Here is a 19,922-nt window from a genome sequence, read left to right as displayed (position 1 = left end):
TTATCGACAGCTTTGTAACACTTGCTGATTCTAGCGGAAAAGATAAGAAAAAACGGCTTCCCCTTAGTTTTGAAGGAGATCAGCCGTTTGTTGTCTTGCCTGCTCTGCACATTCCTCAGAACATTTTGTATCCGCCCAGCCGCAGCTTCTGAATGGTCCAGCCGCTCAGTACAGCACCGGCAAGGCCGGCTATACCGGTCAGATAGTCGACTACATGAAAGGTAGAGAGATGCTCCCATAACGACATGGAGCTCCGGTCCCAGATGGAGTAGACCACTACGGGAAGAATAACGATTACGAACAGGTATGCGGGAAACCAGGTAGTCTTCATTAACATGTTAAGGATAAAGCCAATGCCAAACATCATGACAAAGAACAAAACGGCCAGAACAAACACTGGAATAAATCCCATCGTACCGCCATCCCCTCTCTCTATAAAGAACCGCACACCAAACCTTATTTAATAGTAAGTTTACTAGAAAAAATGTAGCGAAGCAATGAACATTATCGTCCAGTGGTTTGCGATCAGCGCAAATGGCCGCTGTAGAGTTTGCTCTTGGCCGTTCGCATGCGATACAATGCAAATAGCAAATGGAAACGGCTGCAGCGTCTTCATAAGAACGGTGCACGTTTCTTTTCGGAAATATGTTTATACATATTAAACGTATGCAAATTTTAAAGGAGTGAGAACATGAACGAAGCCGCTTTGACACTGGAAGGCTGGTATGCCCTGCATGACTTCCGCTCTCTCAATTGGACTGCCTGGACGGCAGCCGATGATGAAGAACGCGCCGTTGCCCTGGAGGAGCTGCATGCTTTCATGCAGGAATGGGGGCCCGTGGAAGAAGCCAAGGAAGGCAGCTCCACCGTGTATTCCATCGTTGGCCAGAAAGCTGATTTCGTGATGATGTTTCTGCGGGAAAGCCTGGAAGCATTGAATGCGCTTGAGACTGCTTTTAACAAAATCGCCTTCGCCCAATATACTACCAAAGCCTATTCATATGTAAGTATTGTGGAACTCAGCAACTACGCCGCAGGAGGAACTGCAGGAGACGGCAGCGATCCAATGCTGAATCCGCATGTTGCCGCCCGGCTGAAGCCTATTCTGCCGCAAGCGAAGCATATCTGCTTCTATCCGATGAACAAGAAACGCGAGCTTGCAGACAACTGGTACATGCTCGATATGGACAAACGCCGTGAGCTCATGCATTCCCATGGCCTGATCGGCCGCGGATATGCCGGCAAGGTGAAGCAGATCATCTCCGGCTCCGTCGGATTCGATGACTGGGAATGGGGCGTGACCCTGTTCGCTGAAGATGCCCTGCAGTTCAAGAAGCTGGTCTATGAGATGCGCTTTGATGAAGTGAGTGCCCGCTACGGCGAATTCGGTCCCTTCTATGTCGGCAATCTGCTGACTGAGGAATCATTCGAAGAGATGCTGAAGCTCTAAAAGCTTAAAAAGGGAAGGCTTCCCGGATAGGAAGCCTTCCCTTTATTTGGATTTTTTTCATATCAGCAATCTATTCAGACAGGTGATAGAAATGGTATAATCGCATAAGCAATGGAAGGCTTACAAGGGCGGTCGGCTATTCTCCCGGAAGGGAGGTGAGGCCAATGGAGGTTTATCAAGCTTTGTCTCTGATGTTCATGTTCGGCATGTTCATTATTGCTCTGCTAAATTACCTCAAAAAGAAATAGACCGCCCTGGTCAAAGGAGACGGTCTATTTCTTGACTACTTTTCCCAAAGCCGCCGCCCTTAAAAGCGGCTGTTGCAACGGAGAGTCGTGTTAGCGCACGGCTCTCTTTGCATTGTACGTCTTTTCTACCTTCACTATACCACATGTGGATTTAATAAATAAATATATACAAATCTATATCCTTCAATCGGACGGATTCTTACCATCAGCCTCTTCGTCCTCGTCATCGTCTTCCTCATCCCGCAGACTCTCCAGATATTCAGCGGTCGCCCGGTCACGCGCGCGGCCCTTATCCTTCAGGCGCTCTATGGCCGGGAGAATCAGGATGTCGATTTCCTTCTGGATATTGTAAGCCAGATCATATCGTGTCTGATCCTCAAGATAGGAACCAACCTCAATTAGAGCATTGTAGCGGTCCAGCTCCTCACGCGTGAGCAGTCCGCGAACTTGTACGCTGCAATGGCGCATCTTAGAGGAATCTTCCCTTCTTGAGTACCAGCGGAATGCCGCCGATAATGAGCAGGTAGCGCATGTCTACAACCTTCTTCAGCTGCGCCGCTGTCCAGCCCTTATAGGTCTTATCGCCCACTACTGCAATCCCCTGGCCTTTGCCCAGCGAGGCTACGGTGCCCTTGTTGCTGAACGCAAACTTCTTCGGCTGCTGGCTGCGGATGGCCGCTACAAGATTATGCGCACAGCATTCTCCCTGCTGCATAGCAATCTGTGCCGTTGGAGGGTACGGACGTCCTTCAGGATTAATCATGAGGGAACCGTCACCGATGATGAAGATGTTCTCATGTCCTGGGGCACGCAGATATTCGTCTACCTTCACACGCCCGCGCATAGCTTCGAAGCCGGCCGCTTCAATCAGACGGTTGCCGCGGATACCGCCGGTCCAGACGATCGTGGAAGCTTTGATTTCTTCACCGGTTGCAAGGATGACACCGCCAGGCAGGCATTCCTTGATCGCCACGCCGAACTTGAAGGTTACCCCCTTCTTCGTAAGCACTGTCATGGCATGCTCGACAAGCTCCGGAGCAAAGCCAGGCAGCGCTGTAGGAGCAGCTTCAACATTATAGATGTTGACCATACTTGGATCGACATCATATTCTTTGCAGAGCGCCGGAATCCGGTCTGCCAGTTCAGCCACAAACTCAATGCCGCTGAAGCCCGCGCCGCCGACAACAAAGTTGATATGCTCTTGTGCATTATTCTCATTCTTGTATTTGGCAAATTGATACTCAATATGTTCACGGATCAGCCGCACGGAGTTAATGCTGCGGATGGTCAGCGCATATTTGTCGAGTCCCGGGATTCCGAAGGTCTCAGGCTCGCCGCCAAGTGCGATTACGAGATAATCATACGAGAGGGTTCCGTCTTCCAGAATAACCTTCTTCTGCTGGGTACGGATCTCCTGTACGGAAGATTTAACAAGATCAATTTTGAATTCATCGATAAGCTTGGAGATGGATACGCGGGTATGCTCGATGCTGTCCGTTCCGGCTGCTGGCATATGCAGATGGGTCGTGAAATAATGATACTCATGGCGGTTCACCAGGGTTACATCCGCTTCATTATAATTTAAAGCTTTCTGCAGCCGCTGGGCGGTCAAGATACCTCCATATCCCGCGCCTAGGATAACAATTTTGGGAATACTGCTCATGTTCCGGCTCCTTCCAACAGGTGAATCTGTCTATGTGTTATTTTTTGTAAAAAAATTAGGTTTCTTTTGTGAATTTATACACTTAAATTCAGAAGAATTTCCAATTAAACTTAAAGGATTTCTAAAATAACCATATCCATTGTAAACCTTAGTATCGTTTTAATCAAATACAATCATACAACAAAATGTCACATTTTTCAGTGAAATCAAAGGCTTTGCAGCGGGGTGCCACAATGTTTATAATGAGTAGGTACGCAAGTATGGCAATTTGAAACTATCAACTCGGAGGTGTAATATTACGTGACACTAGAGCAATCCGTTCCTATGAGCGATCTCATCATCATAGGCGGGGGACCAGCCGGTATGTTTGCCGCTTTTTACGGCGGTATGCGCCAGGCTTCGGTAACACTTATTGAAAGTATGCCCCAATTGGGGGGGCAGCTTGCTGCTCTTTATCCCGAAAAATATATTTACGACGTGGCCGGTTTTCCCAAGATCACCGGACAGGAACTGGTGGATAACCTTTCACGGCAGATGGAGCTCTTCCAGTCTGATATCCGTCTGGAGGAAAAGGTTGTATCTGTTGTGAAGCAGGACGAGCGCCACTTCATCGTCACCACCGATAAAGCTGAATATCACAGCAAAGCTATTATTGTCACAGCAGGTGTAGGCGCATTCGAGCCGCGGCGCCTGGAAGTACCTGATGCGCAGCGTTTCGAGAAAGCCAATCTGCATTATTTTGTAAGCGATCTGAATGCATATAAAGACAAGAAAGTGCTGATCAGCGGCGGCGGCGATTCTGCCGTAGACTGGGCACTTATGCTTGAGCCTATCGCGGAGCAGGTAACTCTGATTCACCGCCGGGATAAATTCCGTGCGCATGAGCACAGTGTCGAGAATCTGATGGCCTCCAAGGTTAATGTTATTACGCCATCCGAGATCACTGAGCTGCATGGTGAAGAGTTCATCACCAAGGTAACCCTGTCTCATATCAAGACCAAAGAAACCCAGGAAATCGAAGTAGACAGTGTCATTGTCAATTTCGGCTTTGTTTCCTCACTGGGACCGATTGCGGAATGGGGAATTGAAATCGACGGTAACTCTATTGTGGTTGACTCCCGCATGGAGACCAGCATTCCGGGTATCTTCGCCGCAGGCGATATCACCACGTATCCGGGCAAGCTGAAGCTGATTGCTGTAGGCTTCGGAGAAGCGCCGACTGCTGTGAACAACGCCAAGGTATATATTGATCCGGAAGCGAAGCTGTCCCCGGGACACAGCAGTAATCTCAAACTCTAGGATTGCATATAACCTAAAACCTACAATAAAAGGGTATCCTTTCAGGTTGATTCCACCTCAACTTGAAAAGATACCCTATTCTGTGTTACTTGCGGTTTGATTAATTCTGGGTGCTGTAAAGGTATGCTCTGATCTTTAGTGAAGAACCGCATGAACTGGAGAGTGTAAGTTCCGTTTGCGAATTTCAGCGAGTAGCAGAGCGATGAAATCATGCTCCAATTGCAGCTCTATCGCTCTATGATAAGAGTCCAGCAGCATCTCATCCGACAATTCAACCATAACGTTCACCTACCTTTCCTTTATTTGGATCTGAATCTATCATAGCAAACTATCATTATTCGAACAAGCGTTCTCATTATCCACAAGCTACTGTGGAGATCCTGTGCATAATATGTTAGTAAGGGTTGTAATGTCAGGTACTGCACGGTGGACTATGGGGATAATAGTTATGCACAGGGCAGATATCCCGCTTATCCTTAAAAATAATTTTTAGAATGTTCATAATTGGCTGGGATATTTATGTTCATATTACCTCGGAATTGACACGACTAAACGCAATATTAGCTTATTAATGTATTTATCGTCAATTATTAAAATTTTCTTAATCAATTTCCGGTTATTTTGGTCTTGTATTTACTTCCAGAATCCATATTTTCCCCCGCTGATCCACAGCATAATCGAACCCCAGCTCACCGATGCCGGGGAAATGCCGCTCCAGCAGCTCAATGCAGACTAAAGTCAGCCGGCGCATCTCCGCTTTCTTGGCGGAGGTCCGGATTCTCGGCAGCGATCTGTTCAGTCCCTGACGGCAGCTGAGCATCGTTCCCCCTTTACAGAGATTAGTAACGAACAATCCCGGCCGGGCTACTCTGCCTACCATGGAGCGGAATTCCCAGTGATCGCCGTTCTTCACCACTTTGACCCGGTAATCAATCGGACGCCCGGAAATCCGGGCAAGGGAAATGCCTTGCTGGATCAAATATCTCCGCTTTACCTTGAAGCGGTCCAGTGCGTACCTCATCGAAGCAAAATCACGATATATACGTGTATTATGCATATACGTGAAGCCGTAACCCCGGTGATCCCGGAACACCTTGATCACCCCGTAACCTCCGCCGCCGACAACCGGCTTAATCACAACATTCCCGTATCTTCCCAGCATCGCCAACAGTCCGGCAGCACTATATTCCCGTGTTCTCGGAATGTAACCGGCAACCCGTGAATCGCTAAGCAACGCCGCGGTCTTCAGCAACTTGCTTGCCAGTTCTCTCCCCGCCATTTTTTCGCCCTCTCCTTTCGAATTCCCAGCCTACCCTATAGATTACTCACGAAAGACCGCACCCTCCTGTATGATTGTCCGTGGTAAGGGAGTCCACAGCAAAAAAGGGCATATAGCCGCAAGGGCCGTATGTCCCGGTGTTCCGTTTATTCCAGAGCTGGAATATTCTTAAAATTCGTTGTATTATAGCCTGGAGGGGAGGGTTTCCTAATGGCACAGTTTTTTGAAATCCTGTATTGGTTTGCGATGATCGGTATGTCTGTTGTACTGGCAGGAACCACAATACTCGTCTGCGCGCTGGGCTTCAAATTCATCAAAGACCGCCGCAGGGTTCTGGGCGCCGGCTGTATCGCCTTTTCCCTGGGGGCCGCTGCCCTGATCGTGTTCATGATTAATTTCAAATTCATCCTTCCGGCCTGAAGCAAAGCTCCCGGCAGCTATGACAAAAGACATCCGTAGAGCAGACTGCCTTTTATCATCGCTGCCTTTGAGCGGAATCTCACGTATACATGCCTCATAGATTTGCCTGAGATACTATATTCTATGAAACAGTGAAGGGTTGGCCTGTGCCGATGGACAGCTCCATTAGCTGAATCTCTCAAGCCTTGCAGCACCTCCGGTAACGCGCCACACCTGAATTCAATTCTTGCCGTCAAAATACACCGCCAACTGCCTCGTTACCGATTCTCTCACCTCTTCGCCGGACCGTTCCAGCTCCTCTTCCTCCACATTTCCAAAGTACTCGAACACTTATATCCCATCCATAATTTCACATTATCATCATTTTACACAATATACCTTATATGGTTCTATGTTAGAATTAGTAGCGTGAATACTCGAAAAAAGGAGAATATAACGTGTCGAAACCTGTATACGGCAAACAAGCGGCTCCGTCCAAAATGATCGAAAAGAATTCCGGACCCGCATGGGCGCTCTGCATTGCCTTCATCCTGTTCCTGGGGTGGACCCCCTTCCAGGTTGGATTGTTCAACGGAATGAGAGTGGAATTTGAGAAGCCTATTTATATGGCTGCCTTGCTGAGCGGTCTGCTCCTGCTGGTCTGTGCTCTCCTGTACTTCAAGACCTTCAGGCTGGACGGGCAGCGCGATCTGCTTACCCTCGCCGCAATCCTGCTCCCGTTAACGTACGCCCTGTCACTGTTTGGCGCTGCCTCGCATTATATGGCTATGAACATGCTGTTCACCCAATTTACTTATGTGGCGGTCTTCATTACCAGCGTGTATCTGCTCCGCCAGAGGCAGCTCAATATTGTTATTCAGCTGGGTATCCTCGCAATCGCTTATCTGATCGTCGGTTTCGGTCTATTGAACTGGCTCGGAAGCTGGAAGCTGGCCGGCAGTCTTGTAGGCTGGTTCTCGGATACTGTGGTCAACGGCAAGTATACTGAAGCGGTAATGACCGATTCAAACGGGCTTCGCCTGACTTCCATTTTCCAGTATGCCAATACATATGCAGCGTTCCTGATGGCTTTTCTGTTCGTCGCCTTATTCGCGCTGATCCGCTCCCGGAAATGGTACGGACAGCTGATGCACGGATTTATGCTGGTTCCCTTCATTGTCTCGCTGCTGCTTACCTTGTCCCGCGGCGGTCTGGTCCTGCTGCCTGTGGTATTCATTATTCTGCTGCTCTTCCTAAAGCCTGTGCAGCAGATACTCTGGATTATTAATCTTGCCATTGCCGGCGTATTGTCTCTGCTGATTACGAATCCGGTAACCAGACTGGGCCTGGAGCTGAATACGGCCTTCACTTCCTCTGCAGCCCTTGAGGGCTGGGGATACCTGCTGGGTGCATCATTCTGCGCCGCCGCTCTTTGCTGGGTTGTCCAGCATTACTTTGCCCCTTGGCTGAGCCGCAAGCTCGGCAGCACAGAATCACGCCGCTGGAGCGGAGTATGGATTCCTGTGGTATCCGTTGCCGGTGTGTTGATTATCGCCTTCCTGTTTATCGGAACCCGTGCGCGTAATATTCTGCCGGAGAATATCGGAACACGGCTGGAGAATATCAACTTCAAGCAGCACAGTGTACTTGAACGCTTCACCTTTTACAAAGATGCGATGAAGGTGGTCAAAGATTATCCGGTACTGGGGACCGGAGGCGGGGGCTGGGCGTCACTCTATGAGCACTACCAGAACAACCCTTACCTGAGCCGCCAGGTCCACAACTTTTTCCTGCAGTACCTGATTGAAGTGGGCATTCTCGGCTTTATCGTGTTCATGGGCTTCATCCTGTTCATTTTCTGCAAGTATGTAAGAGGATACCTGAAACGCGACAAAGACGATTACAATAACGGGTTCTTCTATCTCATTATCGCGTTGTCAATTCTTGTTCACAGCCTGCTTGATTTCAATATGAGCTATGCGTTCATGGGGATTCTGGTCTTCCTCGCTCTGGGAGGGATGACCGTTGTCATGGAGAGCAGACCGCTCCGTCTCAAGTGGAACAAGCTTTGGATCAGAGCCGGGTATTTCGGGCTGCTGGGAATCGGCACCGGGTATCTGCTGTTCCTGTCTCTGGGGTATATCAGTTCCAGCTCTGAAGCCTATACCGCCAAGAAGCTGGTCAACGTCAGCCAATCCTATGAAGAGATCAAGGCCCCTCTGGTAAAAGCACTCAAAACCCGCCCGAATCATCCCGAATCGGCGGCTTATCTATCCATGCTGGATCAGCAGGTATTTACCCAAACACAGAATACACAGTTTCTGGACGAATCCTATACGGTGTTAACCCGCGCACTTGAAGGTGAGCCCTATAACAAAGATCTGCTATCCCAGCTGGCGAAATACTATGATCTGAAGGGCCAGAGTGAAGAGTCTTACCGGGTGTATCTCGATAATGCGGACAAGTTCATGTGGGATATCAACTGGTATGATCATCTGATCAGCCGGACCTCGCTCCTTGGGCTGCAGGCCTATGCGAAGCGAGATGAAGCAGGGGAACAGAAGTATTTCAACAGTGCGCTGGCTTCCTACAAACATGTAACGGACGGCATTGAGCATTTGAAGACTCTTCCACCCGAGCAGCTTCAGGGCCGTGAATTCTTCGTTACCTCAACGATTGCTCTGAATGCAGGGCGAATCCAATCCATGTCCGGAGACGAGGAAGCTGCTGGGGCAACGGTGAAGCAAGGCTTCATCAATGGTTACGAAGACTTGACGGAGACCGCAACCCTCTGGGATACAGACTGGTACAGCGGAGTGATCAGCCGTTCCCAGGAGCTGGGAGCTGCAGCCTTGAAGCGGGCACTGGATGCTTATGCACTGGGCCAGACGGATCTGGGGGATCAGGAGACGGTTAATAAGGAACGGTATTTCAAAACCGGTCTGGACGCTTATGCCCATGCGGCTGCGGATGAAGAATGGTTCAGTACCCTTCCGGCTGAAGATCAGCAGGGACGGGGATCGATGATTACTTCGGCTATGCTGCTGAACGCCGGTAAGATCCAATATTTGTCGAAACAATTCCAGGCCGCCGCAGCCACACTGCAGCAAGGGCTGAATGAGGATTATAACGATGCCGTCAACCGGGAAACGGCCCGCTGGTATCTCGCTGTATTGCAGAGAACGCAGAGTGCCCAGGATCAGGCGGTGTATGACAAGCTGATTGCAGCTGATCCGGAAGAAGCAGTCAAGATTAACGAAGTTGCCGTTATGCCGCTCTAACTGTACTATTGCCAGACTAGAGAACAGCAAAAAGAGGCTGTCCCAAAAGCCATGAAACGGCTTCTGGGACGCCTTCTTTTTTTTGCGTAAGATCAACGTGTATACTCGTCCTTCAGGATAGAGTATTGGTAAGAGTCCAGCCACTTCCCCTTATGCCGCATATGTTCTCTCAGATGTCCTTCATATACCATCCCTATGTGTTGCATGACTCTGGCAGAGCCGATATTCTCCGGGCGGCAGGTCGCGTAGATCCGGTGAAGATCAAGGCCATTGAAGCCCCAATCCAGCAGCACGGCGGCAGCCTCACTTGCAATACCCTGTCCCCAATACAACCGGTTATAGCAATAACCGATCTCTCCCTGCCCTTCTCCGCTGATATGTATCCCGCAGCCGCCTACCAGTACATCCTCCTGCTTCAGAACGACTGCGTACTCGAACCCCTGGCGCGGCTCCTGCTGCTGCATATCCAAGGTCAGCCGGATGTAGCTCCGGGTATCCTCCAGGGAATTAGGTCCCCAAATCATATACTTGGCTACAGCCGGGTCGGAGGCATACTCATGCACCCGCTGGACATCCTCAGACCTGAATTCCCGGATCAGCAGCCGGTTTGTTTCAAACTGCATGTTGGTCACATCCTTATGCTTACTGTGTTGTAATCCGAGGGGGCTTCATGGCTCAGCAAGTTCAATTCTTGCATATTGCTCTGTGAAATCTTCCCCTTGGTTCAACGCTTGGATTAACTTGAGAAGCCCCTCTTCTCCTGCACTGGAGAACCACCGCGTAACTTCATAACAAGCCAGGTTGTAATTCTTCCAGGCTTCCGGAGTTCCATAACTGAAGGCATCATACGAGTCTAAAAGGCCGTAATCCACAGGCTTCTTCCCTTTATCCGTTACCTGTTCCCATGCCGCTGTGCTATTAGACAATCTCCCGTCTACCATTGAAGCCAGACCTTCATCAAACCACACCGGTACTACATTGCGGTTGCGCAGTCGTTCCCTCAATTCAGCATGTGTGAATTCATGCGAAATCACATTTTCATTAAACCCGTCCGGGCCGATCACAATATAGTTATTCCAGGGCAGGTAATAGGTTTGTCCGGTCGGATTTTCAGTGTATTTCCCCAGACTCCTGGAAGTTAGCGCCACAATCAAATACGGAGTTGAAGTTCGCTCACCAAAAATAGCCGTGACCTTCTCTTGGGCAAGCTCAACGTAATATAGCAGCTGATCCTGTAGTTCCTTTGTCATATCCGGCTCTATATAAACATCCGGTGCCACTTCAACCATGCTAGAGTAATTGACCAAGGCAGCATGCACCGGCTTGGCATAGACTCCCCAAGAGATCATCAGCAGTGCTATTAACAATATACCCGACGCAGCTATTACCTTCATTTTCCGGGTCAATTTCAGCATTTAGTTAAACAGTCCTCTGCCAATAAAGTTAGCCGTAACCGGCGGCTTCCCGATCTCCCGTGACCATACAGACAATTGACCGGTGTGGTGGATCTCGTGGGCAATCAGATGCCGCATAACCTCGCCGTATTTGTGGGGTTCGTGTTCCCCTTCATCCGTGATATCAATCATGATCCGGTCTTCCAGGCTGTCATTCCAGCCGTACACGAATGGAGCCAGCTCCTCATGGCACCGCGCGGATAAATCCTTGACCTGCTGCAAGCTGGCCACTTCCTCGAAAGAAGGAATCTCAATCTCTTTCTCTTGTATCCCGCCACAGATCCAGCCATACTCGACGGTCACAATGTGATAGAGCGTAGGAAGAATGTATCCTATGCCTCCAGTGCGTAATTTCATCAGCTCTTCCCCGTCCACCGTCTCACACCAGTCGAACCAGTCTTTGCGCACCTGCCAGTTATACTCGAATAGCTTCAACATGCCGCTGCCTCCAATACTCGTAAATTTAATTTTGCCTACTATTCATGATTCGCGATATATCCCTGTTATCCTCCCCTCGTAAACCAAGTGTCATTAACTCACATCCTTCCTCTAATTCCTTATATACTGCGGTTTGTGAAGTATTGATTATAGCTGTACTTTTCACACGTAACGTATAATCTCGTAGATCAGACTTTTACATTGATCCAATCGTTCCAATAAGGAGAGGTTTTAATCATTGTGAGAAAATCAAAACGCTTGTCAGCTATGTTTGTAATTTTCCTGCTCCTGTTCTCGTCTATTCCACTATCTCTGTCTGCAGAGGAAGTACGCCAAGAAGAACAGGTGGATCTGGGACCTTGGGCGTTCAGCGCCTTCGGACCGGGTACAGTACCAGCTACGAACCCCGAACCTATTGTTCAAGATCCAAATACAGTAATAATGAGTACTTACGGCGGAAAGATTGCTTCTGGAGAGGAGGGACTTTCCTTTTATTACAAAGAACTTCCCGTTGACACGAACTTTGAGCTTAAAGCCAAAGCTACAGTGAATTTATTTAACAGCAGATCCAGCGTCAGCACGCCTAATCAGAAATCCTTCGGACTTATGCTCAGGGATACTGTTGGAACAAATGGAGATGACAGCAAAAACATTTCTAATTATGCTGCAGTCGGTGCGTTGGATCAGGTAATGAAAGGATTTTATAAAAAAACCTCACAAATAAAGCTTCCTGCATTTAGCGGAATCAATGCCCCTAGTGCAGGTGAAGCCTATGATCTCAGCATTAAAAAATCAGGCAATACTTATCTGCTAAGCATCGGTGAGCAAACTCAAATCGTAACACTCGACGATACATTCACGGAGACGATCTTTGCCGGAATCTATGTAGCAAGAGATGCGGAAGTAACCTTCAGTGAACTAGACATCAAGGTCGAGACCAAAAGCGTATCCAGCCTAATTGCTGATACAAGCGGGATGACCAAAACCTCCTATCTGGTGGGTGAACCTCTTGATCTGACCGGACTGGCCGTTAAGGCCGTCTTTTCTGATAACAGTGAGGCCGTGTTGTCTTCCGCTGATTATATCGTTACCGGCTTTGACAGCACTAAGGCTGGAGAGAATACGATCAAGATTAATTATAACGGCGCTTCGGCAACCATCCCGCTGCAAATTATCCCGCTGACAGTGACCTCCTTATCGGTAAAATATGAGCCGGCCAAAACGGTCTATTATCCGGGAGATACGTTTGATCCGGAGGGACTTGTGGTCGTTGCTGACTATAATGATCATTACCTGATCACAGAACTGGACCGCAGTCTCTATTCGCTCTCCATCGGCGGACAGCCCGTTACTGATACATCACCGCATGTGTTTACGGAGTCAGGTCCATATGAAATCAATATCACCTCCACAGAGACTCCATCCATGGCGGCTGCCTTTAACGTTGAAGTCATTGACGCTGCCCTGTCCAAGCTGGAGATTAGACATGAACCCAAACAAACCGTCTATTACATCGGTGATTCCATCCAATTAGAAGGATTAGCAGTTTATGCCCATTATTCTGATGGCACTCAGATCCGCCTGACCAAAGATGAATATACCGTCTCTCCCCTCAACACCTCGGTACCAGGAGATAAAGAAATCACAGTAACTCATAAAGGATCAACAGCAACCTTCCACGTTAAGGTCAAAATTAAAGAGCTAACCGGTATCGAAGTAACAGGCTATCCGGCAACGACCTTTTTTATAGGCGATAACTTTAACAGCGATCATCTGATCGTATCGAAAGTCTATGACAACTTGGACCGGGAAGTCCTAAGCGATTTCATCCTGGACAGCTCCAAGTTTGATAACCAAAGGGCCGGAGTATATGACATCGGGATCATCCCTGCGGATACATCCATACAGCCGATTACGTATTCTGTCACGGTAAAAGAGAAGCTTGAACCCGTCTGGCGCAGCATTCAATTCGGCCAATCCACATCCGCTGCTAATAACAAGATGCTTCTACAAGAGGACGGAACGGTAGAGCTGATTGCGCTGGAAGGCGGCGGCAAGGTGACTGAAGACCACGATGGCATTACCTTCTATTACACAGAGCTTGATGCGTCAGAAGATAATTTCATGCTGTCTGCGGATATCTCCGTGTCGGCTTTTGCCAAAACTCCATATGACGGACAAGAGTCATTCGGCATCATGGCACGGGATGCTATTGGGACGCCTGGAAATTCCAGCGTATTCGCCTCGAATATCGCTGCTATCGGCGGCTACAGCGGCGGTACCAAAAGCGCCATCGGCACCCAGCTCTTTGTCCGGTCCGGCATCTTGAAGTCTGACGGAACCGGAAGTAAAGGCATTCAGACCATCATGCTGAGGAATGAGCGGCCTGCCCCCGGCAATACGGCTCCTGCAGCTCCTTATCGTCTAACGCTCTCCAAGACGAATAGCGGCTTTACTGGACAGCTTAACAATGATCAGGAAGCTATCATTTTTGAGCCGGATATTCTTAACGTACAAGATTCCAAAATGTATGTCGGATTCTATGCGGCACGTCTCGCTACAATTAATATCCGCAATATCCAGTTGACGGTGACGTCAGCAGCTACCGATTCTCCTAAAGTTGAACCACCGGCAGCTCCGGTTGCCCCAAGCTTGAGCATACTATCTCTAAGCAAGACTTCTACACCAGAATATCAAATGATTGTTCGTCCGAATGTCAACGGAACCGTAACGGTGAAGCAAGGCTCTAAAATCATCGCCCAGGATATCGAGGCTAAAGCCGATAAGCGTCTAGCGGTTCCGGCGGTACTCGCTGATCAGGGGGATACGAACTTCAGCGTTACTTTTGTACCAGAGGATACCCAGTATTTGACCTCTTACGATAAAATCGTCCATAACTTCACAGTAACCCTGAGCAGCTATGGAGAGGGAGAACATATCTATGTATCTCCTGCGGGAACAAGTGCCGGGGAGGGTACGGCTGATCTCCCGCTTGATCTCGACACCGCCATTGAATATGTCAGACCAGGCCAGCATATTATCGTGCTTGACGGCCATTATGTGCGGAACTCACCGCTTGTCATTCAGAGGTACAATGATGGAACCGCAGCCGCTAAGAAGTACCTGGAGGCAGCACCAGGGGCAAGACCCGTCATCGATTTTGACAAAAAAACAGAAGGCGTGCTGCTCAGCGGGAACTATTGGCATGTGAAGGGAATTGATTTCACCCGCTCGGCGCCAAATACGAAAGGCTTTACGGTTGGAGGGAATTATAACATCGTTGAGAATAGCCGCTTCTATGCTAACGGGGATACGGGCCTTCAAATCAGCCGTACGGACGGAACGGCACAAGAACTCGCCGAATGGCCATCCTACAACTTAATTCTGAACAGCACCTCCTTCGATAACCGCGATCCGGCAAACAATAATGCAGATGGCTTTGCCGCGAAATTGACTTCAGGTATTGGAAATATTTTCAGAGGATGCCTGGCACATAACAACATTGACGATGGCTGGGACTTGTATACCAAAGCAGGCTCAGGCGCAATCGGTCCAGTATTAATCGAGAATAGTGCAGCCTTCAATAACGGGTATTTAACAGACGGAACGGTTGGCGCTGGCGATAAAAACGGATTCAAGCTGGGGGGAGAAGGCATCAACGTCCCTCATACCATCCGCAATTCCATTGCCTTCGGAAATGGCGCGTATGGCTTCACCAGTAACAGTAATCCGGGTGTGATTGCTATTAACAATATCGGATTTAATAACACACGCGGAAATATAAGCTTCACCACTTATGACCAAATCACTGCAGACTTTAGGATCGACGGCTTTGTATCCTACCAGACGGGCAGCATCGGGAAAGACCAGTATCCAGCTGCTTTGGCTGCCGACAATAACTTCATGTACGATGGTACAGCGTCAGTCAATAAGTCAGGCAAGCAGCTGACAGATGCTAACTTTGCTAGTTTGAATCCAGTAAACTCTTATACGAGGGATGCGGAGGGAAATATCATCTGGGGTGACTTCCTGAAGTTCATTCCCTTTGAGGAGCCGGGACCGGGAACTCAGCCAGAGCCAGAGCCAGAACCGGAACCAGAGATAAACCCGACACCAACTCCTTCGGCTACTCCGGCTCCCTCTGCCACACCGGGTCCTACGGCTGCACCTGACCCCACGTCTACACCAAGTCCCGCTGCTGTACCAAACACCGGCGGTTCCGGGTCAGCCATTGGAGATTCTTCTACGACCGTACTCCTGCTGGATGGCAGCGTCAGAATTGAACTGCCCATAACGGTTGATGCAGGTAAAGCCAGCGCCTTACTGATGGATTCCTCCCTGCAAAAGATAATTGCTTTGGCCAAAGCGGATTCAACCGGTATTAAAACTATCCGGATTCCGCTTACTGTTGATCCGGCCAAGGACATCAAGGAATATGAGTTACACTTACCTGCTTCAGCATTTCGCTCAGGAGCTTCTGCCTTGCAGATAGAGGTCAGCTCGTCACTGGCCACGATTATGTTACCAGACAGTCTCTTGCCTGCAGCAATGCTCGACGGCGTGAAGACTGTAACTTTATTAGTAAGAACAGTCGATACGGAAGGAACGCTTAAAGGGAAGTTAGGTGACAACCCGCTAATCGGGTATGAGCTTCGTTTGGATGGGATAAAGCTTCAAGCAGACAGCCTGCAATCAGCCATACAGATCGGACTTCCGCATTCACCAGCCGTTCCTGCAGCGGGCAATGCCTTTATTGTTGTGTGGCATGTCAATGACAAGGGAATCATCCAGCCTGTAGTCAACGGGGATTATAGTGCAGACAAGCAGCAAGCGGTTTTCTCAACCACTCTTTCGTCCGGCCACTATGCAGCGATCTATAACCACAAGACATTCCAGGATATCTCCTATTCCCATTGGGCAAAGTCCGCAGTGGAAGTACTCACTTCCAAGGGAATAATTAATGGAATATCAGCAACCGAATTCAGACCGGAGCAGGCCGTTACACATGCGGATTTCGCACTTTTACTGGTTCGGGCTTTGGGACTGAGTGCAGCAGAAGGGGGCGGCTTCGCAGAGGTGTCATCCAATCCTCCGAATGAACCGCTATCCAGACAAGAGATGTTTGTCATGGCGGCTAGAGCCCTAAAGGCTGCAGAAGTTTGGAATCCGGGAACGATACCTGCCTCCGGTTTAAACGGCTTTACAGATCGCCACCTAATCACCATTGATGCGGCCGATGATATTGCAGCACTGGCAGCAGCTGGTCTCATTAAGGGAGACGGCCGGCAGCAGCTCAATCCAACTGCATATTCGACTCGTGCCGAAGCGGCGATGCTAATTTACCGAATTCTTATGCGCAAATAAAAGAGACCCCCAAAACCATCTTGATGGTTTTGGGGGTCTTCTATATATGAATTTGTTGTATCTCTTCTGCTACCAGAGATAAAAAAACAGGTCAACTATGGTGGAATCCGCCAATAATGACCTGTTCTATATGACACAGTAATTTGCACTCAAAATTAAAGACGAGGATGACTGAATTTTGTTCATGAAGAAATTTGCCCAGCTGTTCAATCTTTAATAATCAAAGAAATTGATTCCATACAATAAATGTGCTTCCTCAGTCTGGTTGTTTATAGTAACTTCACTATTGTTTCTTGTAACCAAAGTGCTGCGTTTCTGTTTCCAATACCCTTGCTTTACCGATAGCTCGTAATCCCCTGGTAATGCATTTGTGAATTGCTTGAAAAATCGTAGCATCTTCTTTAATCTTAAAGTATCTTCACGTGCAAAAATATGACCACAGGATAAATTTATTGTTGCACCAGTATTACTAATTTTAATCTGTATATCTCCCCAGTTGAGCATAAATTCAGACGTGTAATCAGGATCTTCTACTACTCTGACGTTATATTCTTTCTCATGTTCCTCAACTAGTTTTATGCTTTCAAGCTTGATCTCTTCTGTAGTAAGGCCTGCATCAATTCGCAATCCGAATTTTTTGTATATTCCCTGAATATAAGTAAGTGATAGAACCTCAAAATCACCATTAAAAAAGTGGCTGTCCACAAGCAAGGAATTATCTTTTCGCTCTAGTATTTTATATTCAGAATCTTTTAAAAGGAGAGCCGCTCCGATATTACTTTTTAGCATTTCACCTAAAAACTCAATGAATTTTCTGTCTCCGTTTTCGTATACATTACATTCTAAGCCATAGTTCACTTCAATATCAAAATCTTTAGATATACTCTTTACATTAAATTGTGTAGTGGTAAAGCTAAAAAAATTACATTTAACATATAGTGTATCTCCTTCACCTTCATCACTCTCTTCTTGCTGTGTGAAGCTAATATCACTTTCATTTCCAATAACATTTCCCATAAGTTGTAGAAGTAAACTTTCAATTTCTTCTCTTTTAAGTACGTTGTTGCAGAAATAATATGTTATTTCCATTTTAATCACCTTTCGTAACAGTGAAGGTCCATCGGGTATCTCCCCTGCCTTGAAGGCCAGCCCCTCCGGTGTCTGTAAGACCGGACCCAGCTCCGGGAGCTTCGACCTGATTCCCTTCAGGGCATCCTTCGCCGCCTGGCTGACGACATCTTCAATCCCGCTGAACACTTTCCCGGCTTTGCCGATTTTGGTGACCTGCATTCCAGGGACCAGGAGGGAAGCTACCGAACCCAGCATCGCTGCCTTCTCTTCCGGGGTTCTTTCATCAAACTGATTCGTAAGTACGGTACCTGACCATAATCGACCTGTTCATTACAACGCAATAGTTAGTTAGTTATTTATTTTCATAGATCATATTTCATTTTTAAAGATTTGATATAAGGACATACACTTAAACAGATGAATATACTTTAAGCTTATCAACAATGAGCATTCATGGAGGCATCTATCTAGGTAGGAGAATAATTTAAGATAAGTCAATCAACCTTGGGTCTTGATAACACCAATGAGGATCATAGGGTAAGGATTTTATTTTTTTCATGTCCTCCCAGTTATAAACCCAATCAAAATCAGTAATCCAGAAGTAATCATCAGGGTTCAATTTAAGGTATTCATAAATAAAATTAAATATTAATTGTTGAACACCATATATATCTTCAATGTGACCAACTTGACATAATGATAAATTAGAATCAAGTGCCAAATCTTCGTGATAGTAAAAATCTATATTGGGATTGTCAATAGCATGAACAGAAAAAACAAAAGATTGCTCACTTTTCTCAGCAAAGGCATTGTTATTAATGTTCAGTGTAGTATACAAAAATCTCCCATCATTCGAATAATTCTTATTGTTATCAAAATATAGAGTTGCATCAGCATGAAATACTGAGACTATTGTATCCGCTAATAGTTTCTCTGGTGAATATCTTCCTTTTTGTGTAAGAATAACTGCTGAAGTACCCATTTTATTTTAACGCCTCCCTAAGTTCATCCAGAGAATTAACAATAGTAACCCCCTTAGATTTAATTATCTCTAATTTTTTTAAATCATTTGGATGTAAATTTGTCAATGGTTTGTCAATATACAAAATAACTTTCTTCTGCTCCGGATTAAAATAATTTCCGTTATTTGGGTTTACATATTTATCAAACTGTTCTACATCTGTTATTGCCTTTATTGATTTTTTAACTTCAATAATTTCATCTTTAGTAACAACATCTAAATCACCAGCTAAACTATTATCTGCCTTTTTAACTTGCTGTCCAAACCCTGTGACTTCCTTATTTTCTCTTACTAAAGAAGCTACTTTAGCCTCGGTAGCCTTACCCGGGTCTATACTGTTTAACTTAGCATCAATATCATTATTAATACTTTTAGGATGCTGATCAGCCCACACTAGTTCATTCCCAGCAGGGTTCGTATAACTTGTTTTATTTCCGTCCTTAACTATTTTTCCAATACTATTAACTTCACCCGGCCCCTCAATCTTACCCGCACCGCCACCCATTTCATCCATGGCATCCATATATTGCTGCTGTACCGGCGTCCTCGGCAGTGAAGGTCCATCGGGTATCTTCCCTGCCTTGAAGGCCAGCCCTTCCGGTGTCTGTAAGACCGGACCCAGATCCGGGAGCTTCTGCTTGATCCCTTTCAGGGCATCTTTCGCCGCTTGACTGACGACGTCTTCCATCCCGCTGAACACTTTCCCGGCTTTTCCGATTTTGGTGACCTGCATTCCAGGGACCAGGAGGGAAGCTACCGAGCCCAGCATCGCTGCCTTCTCTTCCGGCGTTCCTTCGTCAAAATTATGATAAGCCATCTTGGCCGCTTCCACCAGTACTTCCGGATGCTCCATGATATACGCCGCTTGATTCTTCATTTCCGTCGTTGTTTTGACCGGGTGAACCACAAGGTTGAAAGCAAACGTAGCCGTATCCGCCACACCCATGACGACCTC

At 47.4% G+C, this 19,922-nt stretch carries 16 protein-coding genes and 1 pseudogene; 6 read left to right on the top strand and 11 right to left on the bottom strand.

The features are described from left to right. Nucleotides 1-115: 115 nt before the first annotated feature. Nucleotides 116-412 (bottom strand): YuiB family protein, encoded by a 297-nt coding sequence (locus tag GC101_RS17045; protein WP_039306983.1) that lies wholly within the window; start codon nucleotides 410-412, stop codon nucleotides 116-118. Nucleotides 413-691: 279 nt separating this feature from the next. Between GC101_RS17045 and hemQ the strand changes: the two genes are divergently transcribed. Together hemQ and GC101_RS36560 are read left to right on the top strand one after the other, a co-directional pair. After that, nucleotides 692-1,450, top strand: a complete 759-nt coding sequence (gene hemQ / locus GC101_RS17040; protein WP_171718207.1) for a hydrogen peroxide-dependent heme synthase — start codon at nucleotides 692-694, stop codon at nucleotides 1,448-1,450. Between the two features lie 164 nt (nucleotides 1,451-1,614). Continuing rightward, on the top strand, nucleotides 1,615-1,698 hold the full coding sequence (locus tag GC101_RS36560; RefSeq protein WP_219214875.1) for a putative holin-like toxin: 84 nt from the start codon (nucleotides 1,615-1,617) through the stop codon (nucleotides 1,696-1,698). 183 nt (nucleotides 1,699-1,881) lie between these two features. Here the strand turns inward: GC101_RS36560 and GC101_RS17035 are convergent, their stop codons facing one another. Both GC101_RS17035 and GC101_RS17030 read right to left on the bottom strand, forming a co-directional pair. After that, nucleotides 1,882-2,166, bottom strand: coding sequence for a hypothetical protein (locus GC101_RS17035; protein WP_171718206.1), 285 nt, complete (start codon nucleotides 2,164-2,166; stop codon nucleotides 1,882-1,884). A gap of 1 nt (nucleotide 2,167) precedes the next feature. Next, nucleotides 2,168-3,361 (bottom strand): NAD(P)/FAD-dependent oxidoreductase, encoded by a 1,194-nt coding sequence (locus tag GC101_RS17030; protein WP_039306992.1) that lies wholly within the window; start codon nucleotides 3,359-3,361, stop codon nucleotides 2,168-2,170. 324 nt (nucleotides 3,362-3,685) lie between these two features. Between GC101_RS17030 and GC101_RS17025 the strand changes: the two genes are divergently transcribed. Next, a complete protein-coding gene (locus GC101_RS17025; RefSeq protein WP_171718209.1) occupies nucleotides 3,686-4,660 on the top strand; it encodes an NAD(P)/FAD-dependent oxidoreductase in 975 nt (324 codons plus the stop codon). Between the two features lie 135 nt (nucleotides 4,661-4,795). Here the strand turns inward: GC101_RS17025 and sda are convergent, their stop codons facing one another. Together sda and GC101_RS17015 are read right to left on the bottom strand one after the other, a co-directional pair. Then, nucleotides 4,796-4,939, bottom strand: a complete 144-nt coding sequence (gene sda, locus GC101_RS17020) for a sporulation histidine kinase inhibitor Sda (RefSeq protein ID WP_042217282.1) — start codon at nucleotides 4,937-4,939, stop codon at nucleotides 4,796-4,798. Nucleotides 4,940-5,276: 337 nt separating this feature from the next. Then, complete coding sequence (locus GC101_RS17015) at nucleotides 5,277-5,939, bottom strand: YheC/YheD family protein (protein ID WP_042139804.1); 663 nt, start codon at nucleotides 5,937-5,939, stop codon at nucleotides 5,277-5,279. 210 nt (nucleotides 5,940-6,149) lie between these two features. Between GC101_RS17015 and GC101_RS17010 the strand changes: the two genes are divergently transcribed. Together GC101_RS17010 and GC101_RS17005 are read left to right on the top strand one after the other, a co-directional pair. After that, entirely contained in the window at nucleotides 6,150-6,359 is a 210-nt protein-coding gene (locus GC101_RS17010; RefSeq protein WP_039307001.1) for a hypothetical protein, read from the top strand. 437 nt (nucleotides 6,360-6,796) lie between these two features. Continuing rightward, a complete protein-coding gene (locus GC101_RS17005) occupies nucleotides 6,797-9,619 on the top strand; it encodes an O-antigen ligase family protein (protein ID WP_171718205.1) in 2,823 nt (940 codons plus the stop codon). A gap of 92 nt (nucleotides 9,620-9,711) precedes the next feature. Here GC101_RS17005 and GC101_RS17000 read toward each other — a convergent pair whose 3' ends face one another. From GC101_RS17000 to GC101_RS16990, 3 genes are read right to left on the bottom strand one after another with little or no spacing between them, the layout of a single operon-like run. After that, nucleotides 9,712-10,242: a GNAT family N-acetyltransferase gene (locus tag GC101_RS17000; protein ID WP_171718204.1), complete on the bottom strand. Its 531-nt coding sequence runs from the start codon at nucleotides 10,240-10,242 to the stop codon at nucleotides 9,712-9,714. A gap of 45 nt (nucleotides 10,243-10,287) precedes the next feature. Then, nucleotides 10,288-11,034 (bottom strand): hypothetical protein, encoded by a 747-nt coding sequence (locus tag GC101_RS16995; protein ID WP_171718203.1) that lies wholly within the window; start codon nucleotides 11,032-11,034, stop codon nucleotides 10,288-10,290. Then, complete coding sequence (locus tag GC101_RS16990) at nucleotides 11,035-11,511, bottom strand: DinB family protein (RefSeq protein ID WP_171718202.1); 477 nt, start codon at nucleotides 11,509-11,511, stop codon at nucleotides 11,035-11,037. It abuts the gene before it with no gap. 240 nt (nucleotides 11,512-11,751) lie between these two features. On the opposite strand from GC101_RS16990, the gene GC101_RS16985 reads away from it, so the two are divergent. Continuing rightward, nucleotides 11,752-16,875 (top strand): bacterial Ig-like domain-containing protein, encoded by a 5,124-nt coding sequence (locus tag GC101_RS16985; protein ID WP_171718201.1) that lies wholly within the window; start codon nucleotides 11,752-11,754, stop codon nucleotides 16,873-16,875. 213 nt (nucleotides 16,876-17,088) lie between these two features. Here GC101_RS16985 and GC101_RS16980 read toward each other — a convergent pair whose 3' ends face one another. The 3 genes and pseudogenes from GC101_RS16980 to GC101_RS35790 all read right to left on the bottom strand — a co-directional run. Further along, complete coding sequence (locus tag GC101_RS16980) at nucleotides 17,089-18,201, bottom strand: hypothetical protein (protein ID WP_171718200.1); 1,113 nt, start codon at nucleotides 18,199-18,201, stop codon at nucleotides 17,089-17,091. A 229-nt stretch (nucleotides 18,202-18,430) separates the two neighbouring features. Beyond that, a complete protein-coding gene (locus GC101_RS16975; RefSeq protein ID WP_171718199.1) occupies nucleotides 18,431-18,928 on the bottom strand; it encodes a hypothetical protein in 498 nt (165 codons plus the stop codon). Between the two features lies 1 nt (nucleotide 18,929). Beyond that, a pseudogene (locus tag GC101_RS35790) lies at nucleotides 18,930-19,922 on the bottom strand (hypothetical protein); the annotation flags it as partial.

The organism is Paenibacillus phytohabitans (assembly GCF_013141775.1).
Lineage (GTDB): Bacteria > Bacillota > Bacilli > Paenibacillales > Paenibacillaceae > Paenibacillus_AQ > Paenibacillus_AQ phytohabitans.
This window is presented reverse-complemented; position numbering and strand designations above follow the sequence as displayed.